This is a genomic window from Alkalicoccus luteus, from assembly GCF_012034335.1.
GTDB classification, from domain to species: Bacteria; Bacillota; Bacilli; order Bacillales; family Salisediminibacteriaceae; genus Alkalicoccus; species Alkalicoccus luteus_A.
The window spans coordinates 68232-86097 of record NZ_JAATHJ010000009.1 but is presented as its reverse complement, the minus strand read 5'-3'; the positions used below and the strand labels follow the sequence as shown (position 1 = coordinate 86097).

26 protein-coding genes are annotated in these 17866 nt (G+C 47.9%); 9 read left to right on the top strand and 17 right to left on the bottom strand.

Translation table 11 applies throughout. The features are described from left to right. Positions 1-68 precede the first annotated feature (68 nt). From HCN83_RS08190 to HCN83_RS08165, 6 genes are all read right to left on the bottom strand, one after another. On the bottom strand, positions 69-566 hold the full coding sequence (locus HCN83_RS08190; RefSeq protein ID WP_168006194.1) for a hypothetical protein: 498 nt from the start codon (positions 564-566) through the stop codon (positions 69-71). Positions 567-584: 18 nt separating this feature from the next. Further along, the gene (locus tag HCN83_RS08185; RefSeq protein ID WP_168006192.1) at positions 585-812 is read right to left on the bottom strand and encodes a hypothetical protein; all 228 of its coding nucleotides are present in this window, start codon (positions 810-812) and stop codon (positions 585-587) included. A 210-nt stretch (positions 813-1022) separates the two neighbouring features. After that, positions 1023-1838 (bottom strand): GGDEF domain-containing protein, encoded by an 816-nt coding sequence (locus HCN83_RS08180; protein ID WP_168006190.1) that lies wholly within the window; start codon positions 1836-1838, stop codon positions 1023-1025. A 221-nt stretch (positions 1839-2059) separates the two neighbouring features. Next, a complete protein-coding gene (locus HCN83_RS08175; protein WP_168006188.1) occupies positions 2060-2773 on the bottom strand; it encodes a hypothetical protein in 714 nt (237 codons plus the stop codon). Positions 2774-2871: 98 nt separating this feature from the next. Continuing rightward, positions 2872-3648 (bottom strand): ABC transporter ATP-binding protein, encoded by a 777-nt coding sequence (locus tag HCN83_RS08170; RefSeq protein ID WP_343033681.1) that lies wholly within the window; start codon positions 3646-3648, stop codon positions 2872-2874. Continuing rightward, positions 3645-4022 carry a GntR family transcriptional regulator gene (locus HCN83_RS08165; protein ID WP_168006186.1) on the bottom strand — a complete coding sequence of 126 codons (378 nt, stop codon included), beginning with the start codon at positions 4020-4022 and terminating at the stop codon, positions 3645-3647. The genes HCN83_RS08170 and HCN83_RS08165 overlap by 4 nt, the downstream gene beginning before the upstream one ends. A 191-nt stretch (positions 4023-4213) precedes the next feature. On the opposite strand from HCN83_RS08165, the gene HCN83_RS08160 reads away from it, so the two are divergent. From HCN83_RS08160 to HCN83_RS08140, 5 genes are read left to right on the top strand one after another with little or no spacing between them, the layout of a single operon-like run. After that, complete coding sequence (locus HCN83_RS08160; protein ID WP_168006184.1) at positions 4214-4756, top strand: sigma-70 family RNA polymerase sigma factor; 543 nt, start codon at positions 4214-4216, stop codon at positions 4754-4756. Beyond that, a complete protein-coding gene (locus HCN83_RS08155) occupies positions 4746-5153 on the top strand; it encodes a helix-turn-helix transcriptional regulator (RefSeq protein ID WP_168006182.1) in 408 nt (135 codons plus the stop codon). The genes HCN83_RS08160 and HCN83_RS08155 overlap by 11 nt, the downstream gene beginning before the upstream one ends. Next, entirely contained in the window at positions 5150-5353 is a 204-nt protein-coding gene (locus HCN83_RS08150) for a permease prefix domain 1-containing protein (RefSeq protein WP_168006180.1), read from the top strand. Before HCN83_RS08155 ends, HCN83_RS08150 begins: the two co-directional genes overlap by 4 nt. 50 nt (positions 5354-5403) lie before the next feature. Beyond that, positions 5404-5985, top strand: coding sequence for a hypothetical protein (locus HCN83_RS08145; RefSeq protein ID WP_168006178.1), 582 nt, complete (start codon positions 5404-5406; stop codon positions 5983-5985). Between the two features lie 13 nt (positions 5986-5998). After that, positions 5999-6481: a hypothetical protein gene (locus tag HCN83_RS08140; RefSeq protein WP_168006176.1), complete on the top strand. Its 483-nt coding sequence runs from the start codon at positions 5999-6001 to the stop codon at positions 6479-6481. 19 nt (positions 6482-6500) lie between these two features. On the opposite strand, the gene HCN83_RS18610 is transcribed toward HCN83_RS08140, so the two are convergent. The 7 genes from HCN83_RS18610 to HCN83_RS08110 all read right to left on the bottom strand — a co-directional run bounded on the left by HCN83_RS18610 (position 6501) and on the right by HCN83_RS08110 (position 10442). After that, positions 6501-6632, bottom strand: coding sequence for a hypothetical protein (locus HCN83_RS18610; RefSeq protein ID WP_281351707.1), 132 nt, complete (start codon positions 6630-6632; stop codon positions 6501-6503). Positions 6633-6940: 308 nt separating this feature from the next. Further along, positions 6941-7507, bottom strand: coding sequence for a DUF4256 domain-containing protein (locus HCN83_RS08135; protein ID WP_168006174.1), 567 nt, complete (start codon positions 7505-7507; stop codon positions 6941-6943). 163 nt (positions 7508-7670) lie between these two features. Continuing rightward, complete coding sequence (locus HCN83_RS08130; protein ID WP_168006172.1) at positions 7671-8264, bottom strand: CHRD domain-containing protein; 594 nt, start codon at positions 8262-8264, stop codon at positions 7671-7673. Between the two features lie 138 nt (positions 8265-8402). Beyond that, entirely contained in the window at positions 8403-9095 is a 693-nt protein-coding gene (locus HCN83_RS08125; protein WP_168006170.1) for a phosphotransferase family protein, read from the bottom strand. Continuing rightward, positions 9059-9304 carry a hypothetical protein gene (locus HCN83_RS08120; protein ID WP_168006168.1) on the bottom strand — a complete coding sequence of 82 codons (246 nt, stop codon included), beginning with the start codon at positions 9302-9304 and terminating at the stop codon, positions 9059-9061. The genes HCN83_RS08125 and HCN83_RS08120 overlap by 37 nt, the downstream gene beginning before the upstream one ends. 60 nt (positions 9305-9364) lie before the next feature. Then, a complete protein-coding gene (locus tag HCN83_RS08115; protein ID WP_168006166.1) occupies positions 9365-9844 on the bottom strand; it encodes a GNAT family N-acetyltransferase in 480 nt (159 codons plus the stop codon). A gap of 175 nt (positions 9845-10019) precedes the next feature. Continuing rightward, positions 10020-10442, bottom strand: coding sequence for a pyridoxamine 5'-phosphate oxidase family protein (locus HCN83_RS08110; RefSeq protein ID WP_168006164.1), 423 nt, complete (start codon positions 10440-10442; stop codon positions 10020-10022). A 195-nt stretch (positions 10443-10637) separates the two neighbouring features. Here HCN83_RS08110 and HCN83_RS08105 point away from each other — a divergent pair, with 195 nt between their 5' ends. After that, complete coding sequence (locus tag HCN83_RS08105; protein ID WP_246238154.1) at positions 10638-12248, top strand: glutathione ABC transporter substrate-binding protein; 1611 nt, start codon at positions 10638-10640, stop codon at positions 12246-12248. A 44-nt stretch (positions 12249-12292) separates the two neighbouring features. Here the strand turns inward: HCN83_RS08105 and HCN83_RS08100 are convergent, their stop codons facing one another. The 4 genes from HCN83_RS08100 to HCN83_RS08085 are packed head-to-tail and all read right to left on the bottom strand — an operon-like array spanning position 12293 to position 14894. Beyond that, on the bottom strand, positions 12293-12895 hold the full coding sequence (locus HCN83_RS08100; protein WP_168006160.1) for an alpha/beta hydrolase: 603 nt from the start codon (positions 12893-12895) through the stop codon (positions 12293-12295). Further along, a complete protein-coding gene (locus HCN83_RS08095; protein WP_168006158.1) occupies positions 12892-13836 on the bottom strand; it encodes a ring-cleaving dioxygenase in 945 nt (314 codons plus the stop codon). Before HCN83_RS08095 ends, HCN83_RS08100 begins: the two co-directional genes overlap by 4 nt. Beyond that, a complete protein-coding gene (locus HCN83_RS08090) occupies positions 13833-14402 on the bottom strand; it encodes an NADPH-dependent FMN reductase (protein ID WP_168006156.1) in 570 nt (189 codons plus the stop codon). Before HCN83_RS08090 ends, HCN83_RS08095 begins: the two co-directional genes overlap by 4 nt. Positions 14403-14459: 57 nt before the next feature. Continuing rightward, complete coding sequence (locus HCN83_RS08085) at positions 14460-14894, bottom strand: MarR family winged helix-turn-helix transcriptional regulator (protein WP_246238153.1); 435 nt, start codon at positions 14892-14894, stop codon at positions 14460-14462. A gap of 166 nt (positions 14895-15060) precedes the next feature. Between HCN83_RS08085 and HCN83_RS18605 the strand changes: the two genes are divergently transcribed. The 3 genes from HCN83_RS18605 to HCN83_RS08075 all read left to right on the top strand — a co-directional run bounded on the left by HCN83_RS18605 (position 15061) and on the right by HCN83_RS08075 (position 17807). Continuing rightward, positions 15061-15189 (top strand): hypothetical protein, encoded by a 129-nt coding sequence (locus HCN83_RS18605; protein WP_281351706.1) that lies wholly within the window; start codon positions 15061-15063, stop codon positions 15187-15189. A gap of 12 nt (positions 15190-15201) precedes the next feature. Further along, entirely contained in the window at positions 15202-15999 is a 798-nt protein-coding gene (locus HCN83_RS08080; RefSeq protein WP_168006154.1) for a class I SAM-dependent methyltransferase, read from the top strand. Between the two features lie 89 nt (positions 16000-16088). Then, complete coding sequence (locus HCN83_RS08075) at positions 16089-17807, top strand: ABC transporter ATP-binding protein (RefSeq protein ID WP_168006152.1); 1719 nt, start codon at positions 16089-16091, stop codon at positions 17805-17807. The last annotated feature ends 59 nt before the right edge of the window (positions 17808-17866 follow it).

Here is a 17866-nt window from a genome sequence, read left to right as displayed (position 1 = left end):
AGGTAAGTATATCCTGTTACTGTCTTCCCGTCAATTCAGGAGTAAACCTGCATTATACCGCAGGTCTCTCACTCTGCTGGTTTCAGCTCATCCACCAGCTGCCAGAACTCTTCTTCCTCCATTCTCGATACAGCAATACGAGTCCCGCTGCTGTCTTCCGTTAAATCTGGCAGATCATTCTTTTCGATGAAATGATAAGAATGATATCCATCCGTGTGATTGACATGATACCTCCCGATGAAAGGACCTGCTTCGACGATCGAAAGTTCTGGGGAATCTGAGTAAACGTCGACGTCGTCTTCTATATACATGCGGAAGTGATCCGGCAGGAGTTCTCCGTATCCGTGTTGGAGATCAAGCTTCCGAAGCCCGTCGACTTCTTCATACGTTTGTGTCATACCTCTCGCCTGAATATCCATTTCAGTTTTCTCAAAATTGTCGGTGGCAAGGACATAAACCGTTTCGCCGCTGTCTTCTGCGTAAGCCTGTATCTGATTTTCTTCCTGCATCGCACAGCCCGTTACAGACACGGAAACAGCTGCAACTAGAAAAACGGTCGCTCTCATGTTCCATCCTCCCCCTTTTTATCCAACGATATTAAGTATACCGAGCGTAAGCCAAACAGCAGCAAAAAAACCATAAAGCCATCTCACGAATGTAAGCTGCTCTTTTCCCTCTCGCGCAGGTGCTGCAGCTAACACGGTAAAAAGCAAAGCCAGGACGAAATATCCCGCCGTAAACGGTACGTCCATTACGATATAAATCAGCAGAAACAGGCCTGCTGCTAATGACACGATTGTTCGAAGCTGCATCGGTTCCCCTCCTCAACATAGCGTATCATATGGAAGTCATCTTCCATCATGAGAAAATGTGGGATTTTTCATGCCGCAGCGTTGTAAGAGCTTCAGCTAACGCCCTGAAAAACGTTTACGTGGCAGACAATAAAAAAATCACCTGCCATATTTAGAGGTACGCAGAAAAGGAGCTCCTTTTCTGCGCATTCTCTAATGACACAGGTGATTTCAACTGATCGTATGACGGGCGCCGGTCTGCTTCGCCTGATACATCCGCTGATCAGCCACTTCCAGGATCGCAGCATAGCTGGAAAGACTGCCTTCAAACGAATGTGATCCGAGGCTCCATTTCAGCTGATACGGGATATCTCCTATATAGAACGGTTCAGCAAAACTATTTACCAGCTGTTGGTTCAGCCTCTCTTCTGTCATTTGCTCATCAGCTATCACTATAAATTCATCTCCACCGTAGCGGAAGGATCGGGTGGTTAATCTGCTGTCAAGCTGCTGAAGCCGCTTTGCGATATCCTGCAGCAGCTGATCGCCTGCTGCATGACCGTACGAATCATTCACTTTTTTGAACTGATCGAGATCAATAAAGAACAGCTTCCGTCTTCCTGCCTTTTCCGCAAACATGCGATCCAGTGCTTCACGGTTTGGAAGGCCTGTCAGCCTGTCGTGGAGCATGCTGAAATCTTTTTGTTCCAACGACGTGATGGTACGATTAAGAGCATCTGACATACTCCGGACCACATCGGACCCGGCATATAAGGAACGGGCTGTGTAATCGCCGTTACGCACACGGTCGAGCACGTCCTGAAACATAGATGTGCATCTCACAATAAATTGCCTTGCCACAAGAAAATTCAGCAGGCCAAGCAGTACACCGGCTGAAACGGCGAAAACGGTGAAGAAAACTCGTGATTCATCAGGAATTGCAATGATTGCCGGCACAAGGATCGAGAACGCAATTCCGACAGCAACACCGAGCATCATGTAGGCAATAAACAGTTTTGTAACATAGCTTTGGAGTCGCATATGCATGGTCCTTTCCTGCTGGCTAACTTCCTTCAGTAAAAATAGTATAGCTCATACGACATACTATCGCAAAACTTTTGTATCATGTATTTATAACGCTTATGTACTAATTTTACCCGTTTTTCAGTTAGCTAAACAAAATTCATGCCAAATTACCTACATTTATTATATCTTTATTCCCATAGAGAAAAGCGTCCTTGCATAAGGACGCTTTCTTAAAAGAAGCTTTATTTTATTTTTACTGGTATATCATATACCGCTTTCTGGATTACTGCTAATGCCAATGCGGTGAGAATCAGGCTGAATACAGCGGCAGCCCAGGCTCCCTGTGTAAAGTTCAGTTCCATTAATGACGAGAAGAACGGCACTGGCATGTCGAAGTTCCAAAAACGGTCGGTAAGGGTCAGCATCAGGAGTGCTGCTGCAATCGCTATGAAACCACCGCTCATTTGCCAGCGGTAAAAGCCGACGCTGATGATCCACCCTGCCAGATAGTATATAAACGCCGTCATTATATATGCGGGAAGCAGCGCCGCTTCCATTCCCCAGCTGAACGGTCCTCCTAAACCGAAGAAAACGGAAAGAAGAGGGCTGAAAGCAAATCCAGCTGCGTTTACGGCCGCTGCGAGCAGAAGCGCCGAAACGATTGAGGCTTTGTAATAGCTTCTTCTCGTGACACCGAAGCCAACAAACATTTCTAAAAACGCGTAGCAGGACATAATGCCAATTACGAGCATAAATATGTTGATCGCATTCCACACGAGTTCATGGAATCCAAACACAATGAGTCCGGTCTCATTGATAAAGCCGGCTAAAGCAGGGATCCGCAGCATCACATGTGCTCCAACATAGCCGATCAGTACAGCTGCTAAAAGCCATGCTGCCCACGTTCCCTGCATAATGCTTAAATCCCGTGCCGCTTTTTTCCATTTTCCGGTCATGATGCTTCGCCTCCTTTCCCTGTCAGCTGAATAAACAGATCCTGTAACCCCACCTGACCTATCTCCAGTCCTTCCTCATACGCTCTCGCTGTATCCGCTCATGTCAGCTCTTCAAAAATCATTACTGATAATGTACCACCGAGACTTTGTTCGCTGATTACGTTACGACCCGCAGCAAAAGCAGCCACTTTCTCCTGTGACCCAGTGACAGAGAATCCACGTTCCAGAAGCGCATCCACCGGCTCATTCAGGAGCAGTCTGCCTTCGTGGATCATAATCACGTGATCAAACAAATAGTCCATCTCTGATACGAGGTGCGTGGATAAAATGATAATCCTTGGAACGCGCTCCTGTTCTTCGAGAAGTTCCTTATAAAACGTATCTCTCGTTGGGGCATCCATTCCGCTGTATACTTCATCAAATATAGTTACTGGCGCTCTGGATGCAAGTCCAAGGGTAACGTTCAGCGCAGCCTGCTTGCCTGTTGACAGCTTATGCACTGGTTTATCAAGCGGCAGCTCCAGCTTTGCCGCCAGTTCCTGCGCATAGTCCAGATCAAACTGCTCCTGATACCTCGCGGCAAGCTTCAGAAGTACGAGAGCCGTTTCCGTTTCATCGGAATAATCGGTTTCATACAGGAAGGCCACCTTCGGCATCAGCATTTCATGTTCAAACGGCTCCTCGCCGTCGATAAGAACCTTCCCGTCATCGGCCTGACGATACGAGGCCAGCACCGACAATAGCGTCGTCTTGCCTGCACCGTTCCGACCGATCAGTCCGTAAATGTTACCCTGCTCCAGCTGAAAGCTGACACCCTTCAGCACCTCTTCCCTCTTAAAAGAGACTTTCACGTTATCTGCCTGCAAAATCGTCATTTGTCAACTCCTCCCCGCCGCTGCCGGATCAGTTCAACCAGCTCCTGCTCGGATAAGCCAAGCATATCGGCCTCCTTAATCATTGGTTCTATAAACGCATCCTGAAAAGCCTGTTTTCGCTGCTGTATCAGCTTTGTTCGTGCTCCTTTTTCCACAAACATGCCGACCCCTCTTTTCTTATAGAGTATGCCTTCTTCAACAAGCTGGTTCACCCCTTTTGCCACTGTCAGGTGGTTGACACGGTAAAACTGAACCAGTTTATTCGTTGACGGCACCTGGTCATGCTCCTTCAGCTGTTCGTTAACGATTTGATCTGCAAGCCGTTCCTTGATCTGCAAAAAGATTGGACGGGAATCATCCAGCGATCCGCTCATGCATGTCACCGCCTCCGCTAACCTATAAGGTTATATAGTTATGTATATAAGTATATGACAAATCACCATGTTTGTCCACATCTGCTGCACATGAATGGGGAGCTAATGAAATAGAAAAAATCGCAGGAAATAGCAATAATGATCAACCAAATGACTGCCAGCTTCGTCTACACTGTAGAGGAGGTGAAAAAATGGAATATGTGGATGCAGCTGATTTAACTTTACCGATGCAGCGGGAGGAAGTATTAGAGGAGTTAATGGAGACCTATGGGGATGCCATTGTACGTCTCAGCTATACATACACGAAAGACACTGTGACTGCAGAGGATCTTGCTCAGGAGATTTTTATCAAATGTTACGAAAAGCTTCCGACGTTCAATCAACAGGCTTCTATTAAAACATGGCTATTTAAGGTCGCCATAAATCATTGCAAAGACCATGTACGCAGCTGGCATTTTCGTAAGGTTACCTTATTTGATAAGCTGCGACCTGGTCACACAGCACCGTTGGAAAACGAGGTCGTCAGGCGTGAAGAGTCTGATAGACTGGCGACAGCCGTCTTACAGCTTCCTCTGCCTATGAGAGAGGCTATCTATTTATATTATTATGAAGGATTATCGGTGAGTGAGATTGCTGCTTTAACGAATGGGAACGTCAATACTATCAAATCACGATTAAAAAAGGCACGCGAAAAATTAAGAGTGACGGCAGGGGGGCTGCGTGATGAAGAATAAACTGCATCAATCTTACATGAGCCGGCTTTCTTTCTCGGAAAATCGCAGGCTGGCTGTGAAATCGGCTATCAAACAAAAGCAGACGTTAGAATGGGAGGACTTTCAAACGACATGCATCAGAAACATTTTGCTCTCACTCAAACAGGAACCTAAGGATGGGTTCGCTCTATCTACCTCGTTATTAAAGGATCTTGAAAGTCCCTTCCGCCATCAGGAAGCTGACATCTATACATTGCTACATCTTCTTGAAGAGAAAGGCTGGATTAAAGGAAGATGGGACGACCATATTCGAATATATCGTTTAACATTTATGGGGAAATTAACAGCAGACCGACTTGTTAAAGGTAAGGCCAAAACACGCACTGAGATCAAACAGCTCATCAGGATGCAGCTATGAGCAGTCACATTCGTTCATACATTGATTCTGTTCTGAAGCATGTCCGTTCCAAAGACGCCCATTATGGGATTCAGGCAGAGTTAGAGGCTCATATTAACGGACTTGCCCGGACTTATCGGCTGCGAGGATATACAGAACAAGAAGCTGTCGAAAAAGCTGTCTTTGAGATGGGAAACCCAGAACGCGCAGGAAAAGCCTGAATAACATTCATCGACCTAGAACCGACTGGTTTCTTATTGGCATACTGCTTATGTTGCTCGGAATCGGACTCGTAACAGCTTATAATATACCATTTTGGATAAATTCCTATCCTGACTACTATGCGTTCTTCCATCAGGCAGATCTATATGGATTAATGATTCTTATCATTATTGCTGCTGCACTTCTGCCTCTTCACAGGATGCTTCAAACGTGGCCACTGTTTTTCGCAGCTTCGTTCACGTTGCTCCTTCTTGCACTCTCGTATGGAGTTTATACCAGGGGCACGATTACCTCGTTATCTGTTGGCGAGTTGTTTTATGTGAATGTTCCAGCAACGATGTCATTACTTTTTATCATCGGATGGGCAGGTTTGCTAGCTAAATTTCAGTCAGCCAATAAAAAACAGCTTATTTTCTGTGTTTTCCTGGCCTGGATCACTACTCTGGCATTTATGATCCTCCCTAATTTAAAATTCGCGGTTATATTTCTTCTCATCTCAGCTATCGGCATTGCTTTTACACAAAATAAATTCAGGTACCGGCTTACAGCGCTCATTGTTACGCTGGCACCATTTATTTTTGCTTATTCTACTTTTTTCTCAATCCGGCGCTCATGCCTTTTCCCGATTTAGTGGAGTATTTTCATTGAGTGGAGATACTTACCATAAGGAGCACATCTCAGCAGTTTTATCACAGGCTGAATGGTTCGGCACCAACGTTAACATTACTGTTAACAGCGACACGTTTTATTTATTACCCTTTGACTATACATTTTTATTTATTATGCATTACGGCGGGATAGTTTTTGCGATTCTTACTTGTATTTTTTTACTGCTGCTAGCATGGAAGTTCATTTGGAATACGAAAGCTATCAACCACCAACCATCAAAACTGTTGTCCTACGGAGTCTCCATACTGCTTATCTATCCTGTGCTATGGAATTTATTCGCTAGCTTGGGGCTCGTGAATGCCGTATTTTTACCAATGCCCTTTCTTACTCCCGCCTCAACGATGCAGCTTTATTATGCCACCCTATTTGGTATATTGGTTAGTCTGCATCGCAGAAGATTCACCATTTTTTGTGACAAGAAAAGTAAAAGAGCTTCGGAGAATAAAAGCATTCTCTGAAGCTCTGGTTACATCGTCATTATTGAAATGCTGGAAAACCGATGACAAAATGCACGATGAGAAAGACGATGATCATCATGCCAAAGCCGCCAAAAAGACCTGTGAACGCTTCTCTGACCGTTTCTTCCTCTTCCGTTCGTTTTTTGCCCACGCTTTTCCCCTCCTCTCCCGTTAAAATGGGAAAGTGCTGTTTCTTTAAATAAACAACGAAGCGCCAATTAGAAACAGACGCCGAGGTCCTATTTCTTGTGTAAGATTGTGATGGTTACCAAGGAATTAAGGGGCCAATTAAGAGCAGGCCGACAATTAAACCTATAAAAAAGACAACAACGTAAAAGAAAACCGGTTTTCCTTTCATGCTGGACCTCTCCTCTCAGGCTAACGGCTCAATGATGAAAATAAGTACGATTGATCCGTTTATTCACTACCGTACCCCTTAGAAAAAACTGGCAAACTGTTTTATACTTCTAAGGCTGTCCGAAATCCCCTGGCAGCATAGTAGGAATCCGCCCCGTTATGATACACAAACACATGGCCGTAGCGGCGGTCGCCAAACAGAGCTCCCCCCCTGCTGCGGATATCTGCCGGAGTATCGAGCCAGCTGGATGTTTTCTGATCTACCTGTTCTTTCTCCTGCAGCTGCCGGTACTGGTTTTCCGTCAGCAGCGTTACGCCCATTTCGCGGACGAGATCGACGGCACTGGTTTCCGGCTTGTATTTTTTTCTGGACTCCAGGGCTTCCCTGTCGTAGCAGACGCTGCGCCTGCCTTTCGGGCTTTCCGGGACAAAGTCCATGAATAAATACGTGCCGCGTTCCGGTACGTAGCAAAGGACGTCCGGCTCTCCGCCGGTTCGTTCCATTTCTGAGAGTGCAAAGCATTTCTGTGGATCCAGTTCAAGCTTCTGCTGAACCCCTTCCCACTTCAGTCCTTCATGGCGATGCATGTTTTCATCAAAGCGCTGCTTCAGCTTTTCCAGTAAAACGGAGCGAGCTTCTTCTGTCAGTTCTGTTGAATAGTCAGCCATCTGTTTCTCCTCCTGCCATGTCGATTTGTGTCACATTTAAGTATACACCGTTTTCATAAAAAGTCGTAGACCAGAATGAGGATACGATTTATCACGTACTACCCGCCTATGTAAAAAACCCTCGCGACTAACTCGAGGGTTCAAAAGGAACGTTAACGGCTGCTTATTGAGCCGTCTTTTTTCTGTGGCCTGCGAGAAGCATTCCCCCGCCTGCAGCGGCAGAAAGTCCAAGCATCGTATAGAGGAGCCCGTTTGTCGCAGTATCCGGCATTGCATCGCCTTCTTCTGCTGTTTCCAGCTGACCACGAATTTCACCGTCAGGAAATGTTTCCGTATGAAGGTTTGCGTAAATGTTTCCAGCTACGAGCTCCATTGAAAACTCTTCCCAGCTGAGATCGCCAACGAGATCGGCCTCTGTCAGTGTGCCTGATGCGATTTCACCGTCATAATCCATCGGCTCATCGTTTTCAAAGAGGAACAATTCCACAGGTCCATTTTCTCCAGCCGGACCGCTATGTAGATGGCCCTCCAGCGTATCTGTCAGGTCATACGCCTCTACTTCGAAGTAGATGGAATCTCCGTCTTCGCTTACATCAACATGAATGTGTCCGGTGGCATCGCTCTCTACTTCGTGTACCTCCTGCTCAGGAGTCATTTCTCCCATAAACGACTTTCCTTCGTGAGCTGCAGATGCTGCCCCTGCAAACCCGGTAAATACTACAACAGAAGCAGTTGACACAATCAGTGCTTTTTTCATCTTCTTCACTCCTCTTCAATTTGCCGCACAACTCCGGCTGCTTCTACTATATCCTTTACCGGATAAATGAAACGCTTTCAAAGGAAGAGGTATCCAATTTAATCTTTTTTTCCATTTACTTCCCTTTTTCGTCTGTCATTATGGAATAACAGGGAAATGCTGCAGGCGCTTCAGATGAAATGCTTCGAGAGTTCGAGCGAAGTGCTGATCCTCAAATCCGCGCTCCTGAAGCTTAATGGCACCAGCAGCCAGGGACAAGTGATGTCCAAACAAATAATAGCGGCATCTGCTCTGATCGCAGGTAGCTGGTGTTTCCCAATACGGGTATCGAAATGACATGAAGGACAATTCGTATTCACGGTCAAAAAAGCGCGCTCCTTCTAAATCAATTAATACGGCCTCACCTGACGAAGAGCGCAGCAGATGGTTCGGTCCCAGCTCCCCGTGCACAAACGCGTAGTCGTTTCGAGGTTCTATATCTGCAGCCAGCTGACGAAGACGGGATTGAATCGTATCATATGGAATGTTTCTTCTTGAGGAAATAAACTGCAGGTTGGCGGATGCTTCCTCTTCATGGGGCTCGATACAGCTTCCCGTTTCAGGATAGCGGACACTGCCCCACGTTTTTCGGGTCATGCCGTGAAGAGCAGCAGCTATGTCAGCGGCTTCAGCAGTAATTCTCCGTTGATCCGCTTCCGTCCCCACGTCCAGTTCAGCCTGAAAATCCGGTCCTGATAGGCATTCAACAAATGCCGTTTTCGTTTCTTTTGACGCATAATACACGTCCGGAACAGCTATACCTGCAGCGCGGATCTGCTTATCATTGTCCAAAAGCTGTCGATGCTGAAGAGATTCGTACTTGTTTCCATTTCCTCCTGAAACAGATTCTTGTCGTCATCCCACACATATTGTAAAACCGAAAAGCCGTTTGAACAGGTGACACGATGAATCGTTTTCTGGGTGCCCCCGCTTACCGGCATGACAGACTTCACGTGATAATCGTTCCCAAACACTGCTTTCACTGTTTTCTCTATTGTCATCACGTCCCTCCTCTTCTGTTATTTTTCTCATGCATCAGGTGCAATTTGCGACCGCCGCTGTTAGGATCCTGCATTCTGTTGAACGAAGATATCATAATGATAAGCTACTTCCCGTTTACCCAGCTTGTCGTAAAGCGCCACCGCCGGTTCATCTCCTTCGTCTGCCTGAATGAACACAGCGGAAGCCCCGCGCTGTTTTGCTTGCTCGACCGCATACTGCAACAGCTCTGTTCCGATCTTTCTCCTGCGATAAGCCGCATCAACGGCCAAATCATAAATGTACACTTCACACGTTTCCCGCTCCAGCTTGTGCATCACATATGCCGTCAGGCCGGCCACAACTTGCTCTTGAATACAGGCTGTACAAATGAGGATGTCTTCACTCTTTAGCTGTCGCAGCAAATAAGCATCCGACGGCGGCTCTGCAAGATACATGTCAGGCTCGTTAAATGCTTCTGCAAAGAGCCGGTTAAGCGCGCGGAGATGATCTACCCCTTCCGATTCCGGCGTTAACTGTGTTAATACAAGTTCGTCGTTCATTGAAGCCCTCCTTTATTCAGTGTGCCTGCCTTTATCCTATCAAAAATCGACAGAATCATTCGGATCGATCTGGTGAAAATAGTGACAGTGGTAATGGACTGCTTATTCTTCTACAAAAAAAGCACGGAAAAAGGTTCTTTCCCCTTTCTCCGTGCCTGTTAATCACTTCATGAAATTAAAGATCAAGCGTCTGTGGAGGTTCTCCCTTACCGTTCATGAGGCGAATGCTCTCTGGCTTGATTTCAAGAAAAACCAGCTTCGGATCTTCCTTGCCGTCAAACCAGTTATCGAGATCGTCAAACCACAGCTCTTCAATCAGGTTTTTATCATCGCGAATCTCAGCGTTGCCGGTGACTTCCACGTACTCGTCACCGAAGCCTTCCCCCTGATACCCGAGCAGGACATGCACATTTTTGTTGTTCTCGATTTCTTCTGTTTTATACGTTTCTTTGTTGGTTGGCGTGTAAAGCGTCATATCCTTATACACGAACGTCATGTAGCGGGCGTAAGACTGGTGATTTTCGACCGTCGACAAAACGCCAGTTTTATTCTCATCCATGATTTCTGCAATGCGTTGTTTCAGCTGGTCCTGGTTCATGTGTAAAACCCCTTTTCCATTAGTTTACCTGCTAAAGAACCCATTCCTGTTTTTTAATTCGGGTAAACCAGGCAGACTGTAAAAAAAGAGTGTGAAAAGGCTGCCAATAATCTGACTATTTTAATCCCGACAAAATCTATTTACTTTGTATATATTAAACGGTAATCTAGATAACAGATGAGAGGAGAGATGACGATGAAAAAGGTGATTGGACTTAGTGCGCTGGTGCTGCTTGGGGCTTGCGCTGGTGAAGGAGAGCCTGTTAACAATACGGAAGAGGCGCCTGAGAACAACGAAGCGAGCGAAGCTGATGCTTCGAATGAGGAGCAAGCAGATCCGGACGCGCTTGTGATTAATATGGCATCGGATGTAAGCTCGCTTGACCCGCATTTTGGTAATGATCATCCGTCACTGAACGTGAAACGGACGATCTACGATACGCTCGTATCAACAGATGAAAACTTGGAGCTGGAGATGAGTCTTGCAGAATCATTTGAACAGGTGGATGACACGACGTGGGAGGTTGTGCTTCAAGAAGGTATTGAATTTCATGATGGTGCCGAACTGAATGCAGAATCGGTAAAGCTGAACATTGAGCGAATGCTTGATCCGGACCTTGCCTCCCCCGTCGCATTCATGTTTGACATGATCGAAGAAGTGGAGTTGGTCGATGACTATTCCCTGCTTATTCATACTGAGTATCCATTCGCGCCGCTGCGCACGCACTTTGCGCATCCTGCCGGCCAGCAGATTAGTCCGCTTGTCATTGAAGAAGACTACGCTGCCATGGAGGATGGGGCAGATCCTGGAAGCGTTGTGAACGAAAATCCGACCGGAACTGGTTTTTACGTTTTGGAAGAGCAGGAACCTGGGTCTTCCTATGAGTTAGTTCAAAATGAGAACTATTGGAACGGGGAACCCGGGGCAGAAACGCTGACGTTTGAGATTGTACCGGAAGATTTAACCCGCGTTGGCCAGTTGGAAACAGACTCCGCACAGATCATTGGACACTTAAATCCAAACGATGTACAGCGAGTCGAAGACAATGAGGAAACAAAGGTTGCCCGCTATGAGAGTGCGTCACTTGCCTACTTAGGATTTCAGAACGAGGAAGAGCCGTTCGACGATCCGCTTGTACGTGAAGCAATCGCACTTGCAGTAAATAAAGAAGACATTGTGAATTCAGTGATGAATGGAACTGCCCAGCCTGCAAAAGGACCGCTTGCCCCTATTGTATTTGGAGCATCCGATCAGCTGGAACAGATCGTACAGGACATGGAAACAGCTCAGGATCTGCTGGCAGAAGCCGGATTCGACGAAGGCTTTGAGACAGAGCTGTGGGTCGATGACTCCCGTGCCTGGCAGGACGCTGCGGAAATAATTCAGGCACAGCTCGCTCCGATCGGAATCACTGTAGACATCATCTCGATGGAATCAGGCGTTCACCGCGATCACCTGAATGATGGAGACGCACCGATGTTTATCAGCTCCTGGGGTACCGTGACCGGTGATGCTGACTATGGGTTGTATCCGGTCTTCCACTCCGAGAGCCGCGGCGTTTCCGGAAACCGTACGTTCTATGAGAACAGCGAAGTCGATGACCTGCTGGAAGCTGCCCGTCAGGAAAGCGACGAAGCGGAGCGCGAGCAGCTTTATTTCGACGCACAGGAGCTCATTATGGATGACCTGCCGCTCGTGCCGCTTTATCACATTGAACACCTCGCCGGCCTGCAGGAAGACGTAGAAAACTTTGTGATTCATCCAAGCAGTCTGTACGATATGTTCCCCGTTACACGATCTGAATAAAAAAACGACGCCCTGGGGCATGGTCCCCCGGGCGTCGTTTTTCGTTAAAATGATTGCTCGTACCACTCTCTCGAAGCGTCAATTTCTGTGCCGGTCAGCTGATGGCCGTTCGTTTCAACTTTCATTGACACGTTTGCTCCGTTTTCCTGTAAAATATCACGGAGCTTTTCTGTCTCTTCCATAGGAACCATCTGATCGTTGATACCGGCGCCGATAAAAACGGGCACTTCTGAAAGGTCCGGTACGACCGCATCCTTGTTCGGAATCATCGGATGGTACAGTATGGCTCCAGCGAGGCTGCCTTTGATTTTCAAGAGCAGATTAGCGGCAATATTCGCTCCGTTTGAATAACCGACGGCCACCACGCGGGACGGATCGAATCCATAATCGTCCGCTGCCTGCTTAATGAATTCAAAAAGTTCATCGGTACGGTAAGCGAGGTCCTCCTGGTCAAGAATCCCCGGTGCGTGACGTTTGAAATACCGTGTCATCCCGTTTTCTGATACGTTTCCGCGCACGCTTAACACGGAAGCTTCTTTATCAATCATAGAGGCAACCGAGAGTAAATCGTGCTCCGTCCCTCCTGTTCCGTGCAGCATTAATAAAACCGGTTTGTTTTCATTGCCTTGCTGATAAATATGCTTCATGCTTTTTCTCCCTTCTGAACAGGTACTGTAAACGGCAGCACATGCTGCTCAATTTTTTCACGCTGCGCTTCGAACTGCTCCGGCAGCTTCAGCTCTTCGCCAAGCGCTTCAACTGGCTCGTCTCGCATAAATCCCGGTGGATCGGTTGCGATCTCAAATAAGAGATGACCGCGCTCGCGGAAGTAAATCGCGTTAAAGTACTGGCGGTCGCGCACGTCAGTTACACCATAGCCAAGGTTGCGGATGTGCTCCTGCCATTCGATCTGCTCAGCGTCGTCCGCAGCACGCCAGGCGATATGATGGACCATGCCGACGCCCATTTCGCCGCTTCCGACCGGCGTTTGTTTAATATCAATGATGTTCCCGAGCGCAGCTGGCGCTTCGTAGCGAATATAGTCGCCTTCCTGCCCGATGAGCTGCAGGCCCATGCCTTCTGTGAGCAGCTTTCCGGTCTGTTCAGGACGGGAGGAAAGCAGAATCGCACCGCCAAATCCTTTGATCGCTTCGTTAGACGAAATATCTTCCGTCTCCCAGTCACTTTTACTGCCGCGGGAACGCGCTACGATTTCCAGCTGCAGGCCGTGCGGATCTTCAAACGCAAGAAAAGTCTCGCCAAACCGTTCTTCTTTTTGTACGTGCACATTCAGATTCGTCAACCTGTTTTCCCAAAAGGACAATGCGCCTTCTGGCACAACATAGGTCGTGACGCCGACCTGTCCGCTCCCAATTTTACCGGGAAAGGCATTCGCCCAAGGAAAAAAGGTGATGATCGTACCCGGTTCACCTGTTTTGTTACCGAAATAAAGGTGGTAGGTACCTGGATCATCAAAGTTAACCGTTTTTTTAACGAGCCTGAGCCCGAGAACGCCGGCATAAAAATCTGCATTCTCCTGCGGGTGCCCGACAATAGCCGTAATATGATGGATTCCCTCTGTTCTCATGTCTGCTTCACCTCTTTCTTTTTGGCTCGGACAGACCGCATTGCTTCCGACCAGTCGTTTACCTGATCTAGCATTTGGCCGACCGTTTTCCGCTGCACGTCTGCTGGCTTAAATGCAGATCCGTTTTCAAAATCGGTGAACAGCGAGAGCGTCGGATGAGCTCTTACGTCTGCTACCATCAGCTCTCCGAGAATCCCGCGCAAATGTTCAGCTGCTCTTGCACCGCCTGCCGCTCCATACGACACGATGCCTGCTGCTTTGTTGTTCCACTCTGTTTTTAAGTAATCCATTGCGTTTTTTAATGCCCCGCTGATGGAATGATTGTATTCCTGCACGATAAACACAAATCCGTCCTGAGCAGCGACCTCCTCTGCCCATTTTGCGGCTCCTGATGCGTCTCCCCCTGGCTCGCCAAGCAGCGGAAGCTTGTAATCAGCGAGATCGAGAATGGTGTATTCCGCATCTCCTCTTTCGTCTCCAATAGCCTTTACCCATTCCCCTACTTGCGGGCTGACACGTCCTTCTCTCGTTGATCCTAAAATAATGCCGATTTTACGCTTTTCCATGGTTGTATTCCTCCTCAAGGTTTTGTCTCGAATTCGAGATAATTGATTAAAAAAATACTATCCTTCTGCTTTTCGACCGATTTGCTTCAATGTACTGATCATCGTTTCCAACTGATCAGCCTCTACTTCAGCAAATAAGTTTTCCACGTTTTTCCGATGCCGGAAGAACGCGTCGTCGATCAATGTACGTCCGCTTTCCGTCAGTTCAGTGAACGTGATCCGCCTGTCAGTCGGGCACGGGGTGCGCCTCACAAGCTTTTTTGCTTCCAGCTTATCGACAACGTACGTGATGCTTCCGCTTGAGATGAGCACTCGCCTGCCAATTTCCTGCGTCGGCAGTGTTCCTTTATGCAGCAGAAGTTCCATCACCGAAAACTCAGTCGGATTCAATCCGGCATTCGCCGCATCGCGCTTAATACACGCATGCACCGAATCGTGTGCTTTAACGAGCACAGCCACTGCTTTTAAACAGGCAGCAGGCTCCATCGCCATCCCTCCAGTCCATTATCTTTAATTTGTATATCTTGAATCTAAGATAATAATATCACGCTTAATATTTGTTGTCAACTTACTTTATGTAAGTTTTTAGATTGTATGAAACAAAGTCCGATTGGGTTATACTGGTAGCAATGCTAGACAGCGATGGAGGGTTTTCCTTATGTCTTCACAGGCAGTGTCGTTTGGAATCACAGCCGCGATTGTTACCTTCCTTCTTGGAGGGGCCGGAGTTTATCTCGTCAAGAACTTTCTGCTAGGTCTTATCGCCGGAAAGCTTTTGGAGAAATAGGAGGGTATCGAAATGTATATGCACTTTGGAAAAGAAGCTTCCGCCTACAGTAAATACCGAAACGATTTGCCAGGTGACCTCTTTGCCAGTTTAAAACAGCGGGGCGTTACTTTTCAAAACGCCGTAACGGTGGACATCGGAGCCGGAACGGGTGTGCTCAGCCGGGCGCTTGCCCGGGAAGGGGCGGTCGTAACAGGCGTTGAGCCTTCAGCGGAGCTGTTGAATGAAGCGGAAAAAATGCAGCGTCAAGCCGGAACAAGCCTCTTTTATGCTTCCGGATCTGCGGAAGAGCTTCCTGCTGCAGACGACTATGCAGATATAATCACGGTTATGCGTGCCTGGCACTGGTTTGACCGGGATAAAGCGCTGCAGGAAATCAGCCGTGTGCTCAGACCGGATGGTCACCTGCTCGTCATGGACGCTGGCTTTCAGACAGGAACAGACATTGTCGAAAAGACGATTACGTTTTTAAAAGAGCGTCTACCGGAGGCCTCTGTCTCCCCTGCTGGTGCTAAAGCGGAATCAACGCAGCGGATTCTTGGTTTTCCGGTTGAGTGGTTCGAGGAATGGCAGTCGCATCATCTTGCACTAAAAGAGCTTTATTCTCTCGACTACACCGTCTCGTTTACGAACACCGAGTGGTGCGGACGAATCAGCTCCATCTCCTGGCTCGTATCCCAGGAAGAAGAGGTTCGCACAAATGTGATGGAAGAGCTTGCGGAAATGCTCGTCAGCGAGTATCCGGGAGCGGTGCACAACATCCCGCACACGTGCAGCGTTGCCATGCTGCGTAAACCGATAACGAAATGACCACCTTTAATTGATAATCGTTTTCAATTAGTATAGGATTCCCCTCCGTTTTCTGGTATGATATATACCGATGACTGGAGGGATTCTTTATGTTAAAACGGTTTATCCGTTACTATAAACCGTATCGAAAGCTGTTTACGGTGACGTTTATCTGCGCGGTATTTGTGGCACTGCTTGAGCTTGCGTTTCCACTAATCGTCAACTACGTGGTGGACTCGCTGCTCCCGACCGGCAACTTAACGCTCATTATGTGGGCTAGCGCTGCCTTGTTTGTCATTTACATATTCAATTCAGGAGCCCATTACGTCGTTACGTACTGGGGGCACCGCCTCGGCATTAATATCGAAACCGATATGCGGGCCGAGCTGTTTGAGCACGTGCAGAGGCTGTCGTTTACCTACCACGATAACCACAAAACAGGGCATCTGCTCTCGAACTTGACGAACGATCTGTTCGAAATTGGCGAAGTCGCGCACCACGGCCCGGAGGATTTATTCATTGCGTTTATGACGCTCATTGGCTCATTTGCAGTCATGCTCTATATTAACGTCGAGCTGGCACTGCTCACGTTCTTCGTCGTGCCGCTGCTCGTGTTTATCGTCGTTTACTGCAACCGGAAGATGGCGCATGCGATGAAGTCTATGTTCGTTCGTATGGCTGATTTTAACGCGCGCGTAGAGGATACGATCGGCGGGATCCGCCTCGTGCAGGCGTTTGCGAATGAAAAACATGAACGCAGGCTGTTTCAGCAGGATAACCTGAAATTTAAAGAAGCGAAAATCTGGTCGTACCGCATTATGGGAATCAACAACTCGCTCAGCTATATGATGATGCGGGTGATGACACTGTTTGTGCTGCTTTGCGGCGCTTATTTTATCGTGCAGGGTACATTATCGATTGGTGACTTTATGGCTTTCATCCTGCTGACAAACGTCTTTTTCCGTCCGATTGAAAAAATTAACGCCATTATCGAAAGCTATCCAAAGGGCTACTCCGGCTTCAAACGATTTCTGGCCATTTTGGATACGAATCCGGATATTTCAGATAAACCGGACGCAAGAGCCGTAGACGAGGTGCAGGGCGATATTTCGTACAATGATGTCCGCTTTGGCTATACGGATACCCGCCCGGTGCTGGATGGCATTGATCTTTCCATACGGGCTGGGGAAACCGTGGCGTTTGTCGGTCCGTCCGGAGCCGGTAAAACGACGCTTTGCAGCCTGCTCCCCCGCTTTTATGAGATCCAGGATGGCAGCATCACCGTTGACGGCATCGATATCCGCGACATGCAGCTCGCTTCTCTGCGCCGCCAGATCGGCATCGTCCAGCAGGATGTTTTTATGTTTTCCGGAACGCTCCGGGAAAACATCCGCTACGGTGATTTAATGGCTGACGATGAAGCGGTGTGGGAAGCGGCGAGACGAGCTGAGCTTGAAAGCTTTATCAGAGCGCTCCCTGACGGACTTGATACGGTTGTCGGCGAACGTGGCGTAAAGCTCTCAGGAGGTCAAAAGCAGCGCCTATCGATCGCGAGAATGTTTTTGAAGAACCCGCCGATTCTTATTCTGGATGAGGCAACGTCCGCACTGGATACGGAAACAGAAGCGTCGATACAGCGGTCGCTTACAGAGCTCGCTGAAGGCCGGACGACGCTGATTATCGCTCACCGGCTGGCAACGATCCGGCACGCCGACCGCATCGTTGTTGTCACGGAAAACGGGATTGAGGAAGAAGGCAGCCACAGCGAGCTGCTGGAGCGCGGCGGTCACTACGCGCGCCTTCACGACGTACAGACGGTGTTTGTATAAGCATGAGAAAAAAGACAGCATCCCGCTTCGGGACTACTGTCTTTTTCAGCGTGTTGATA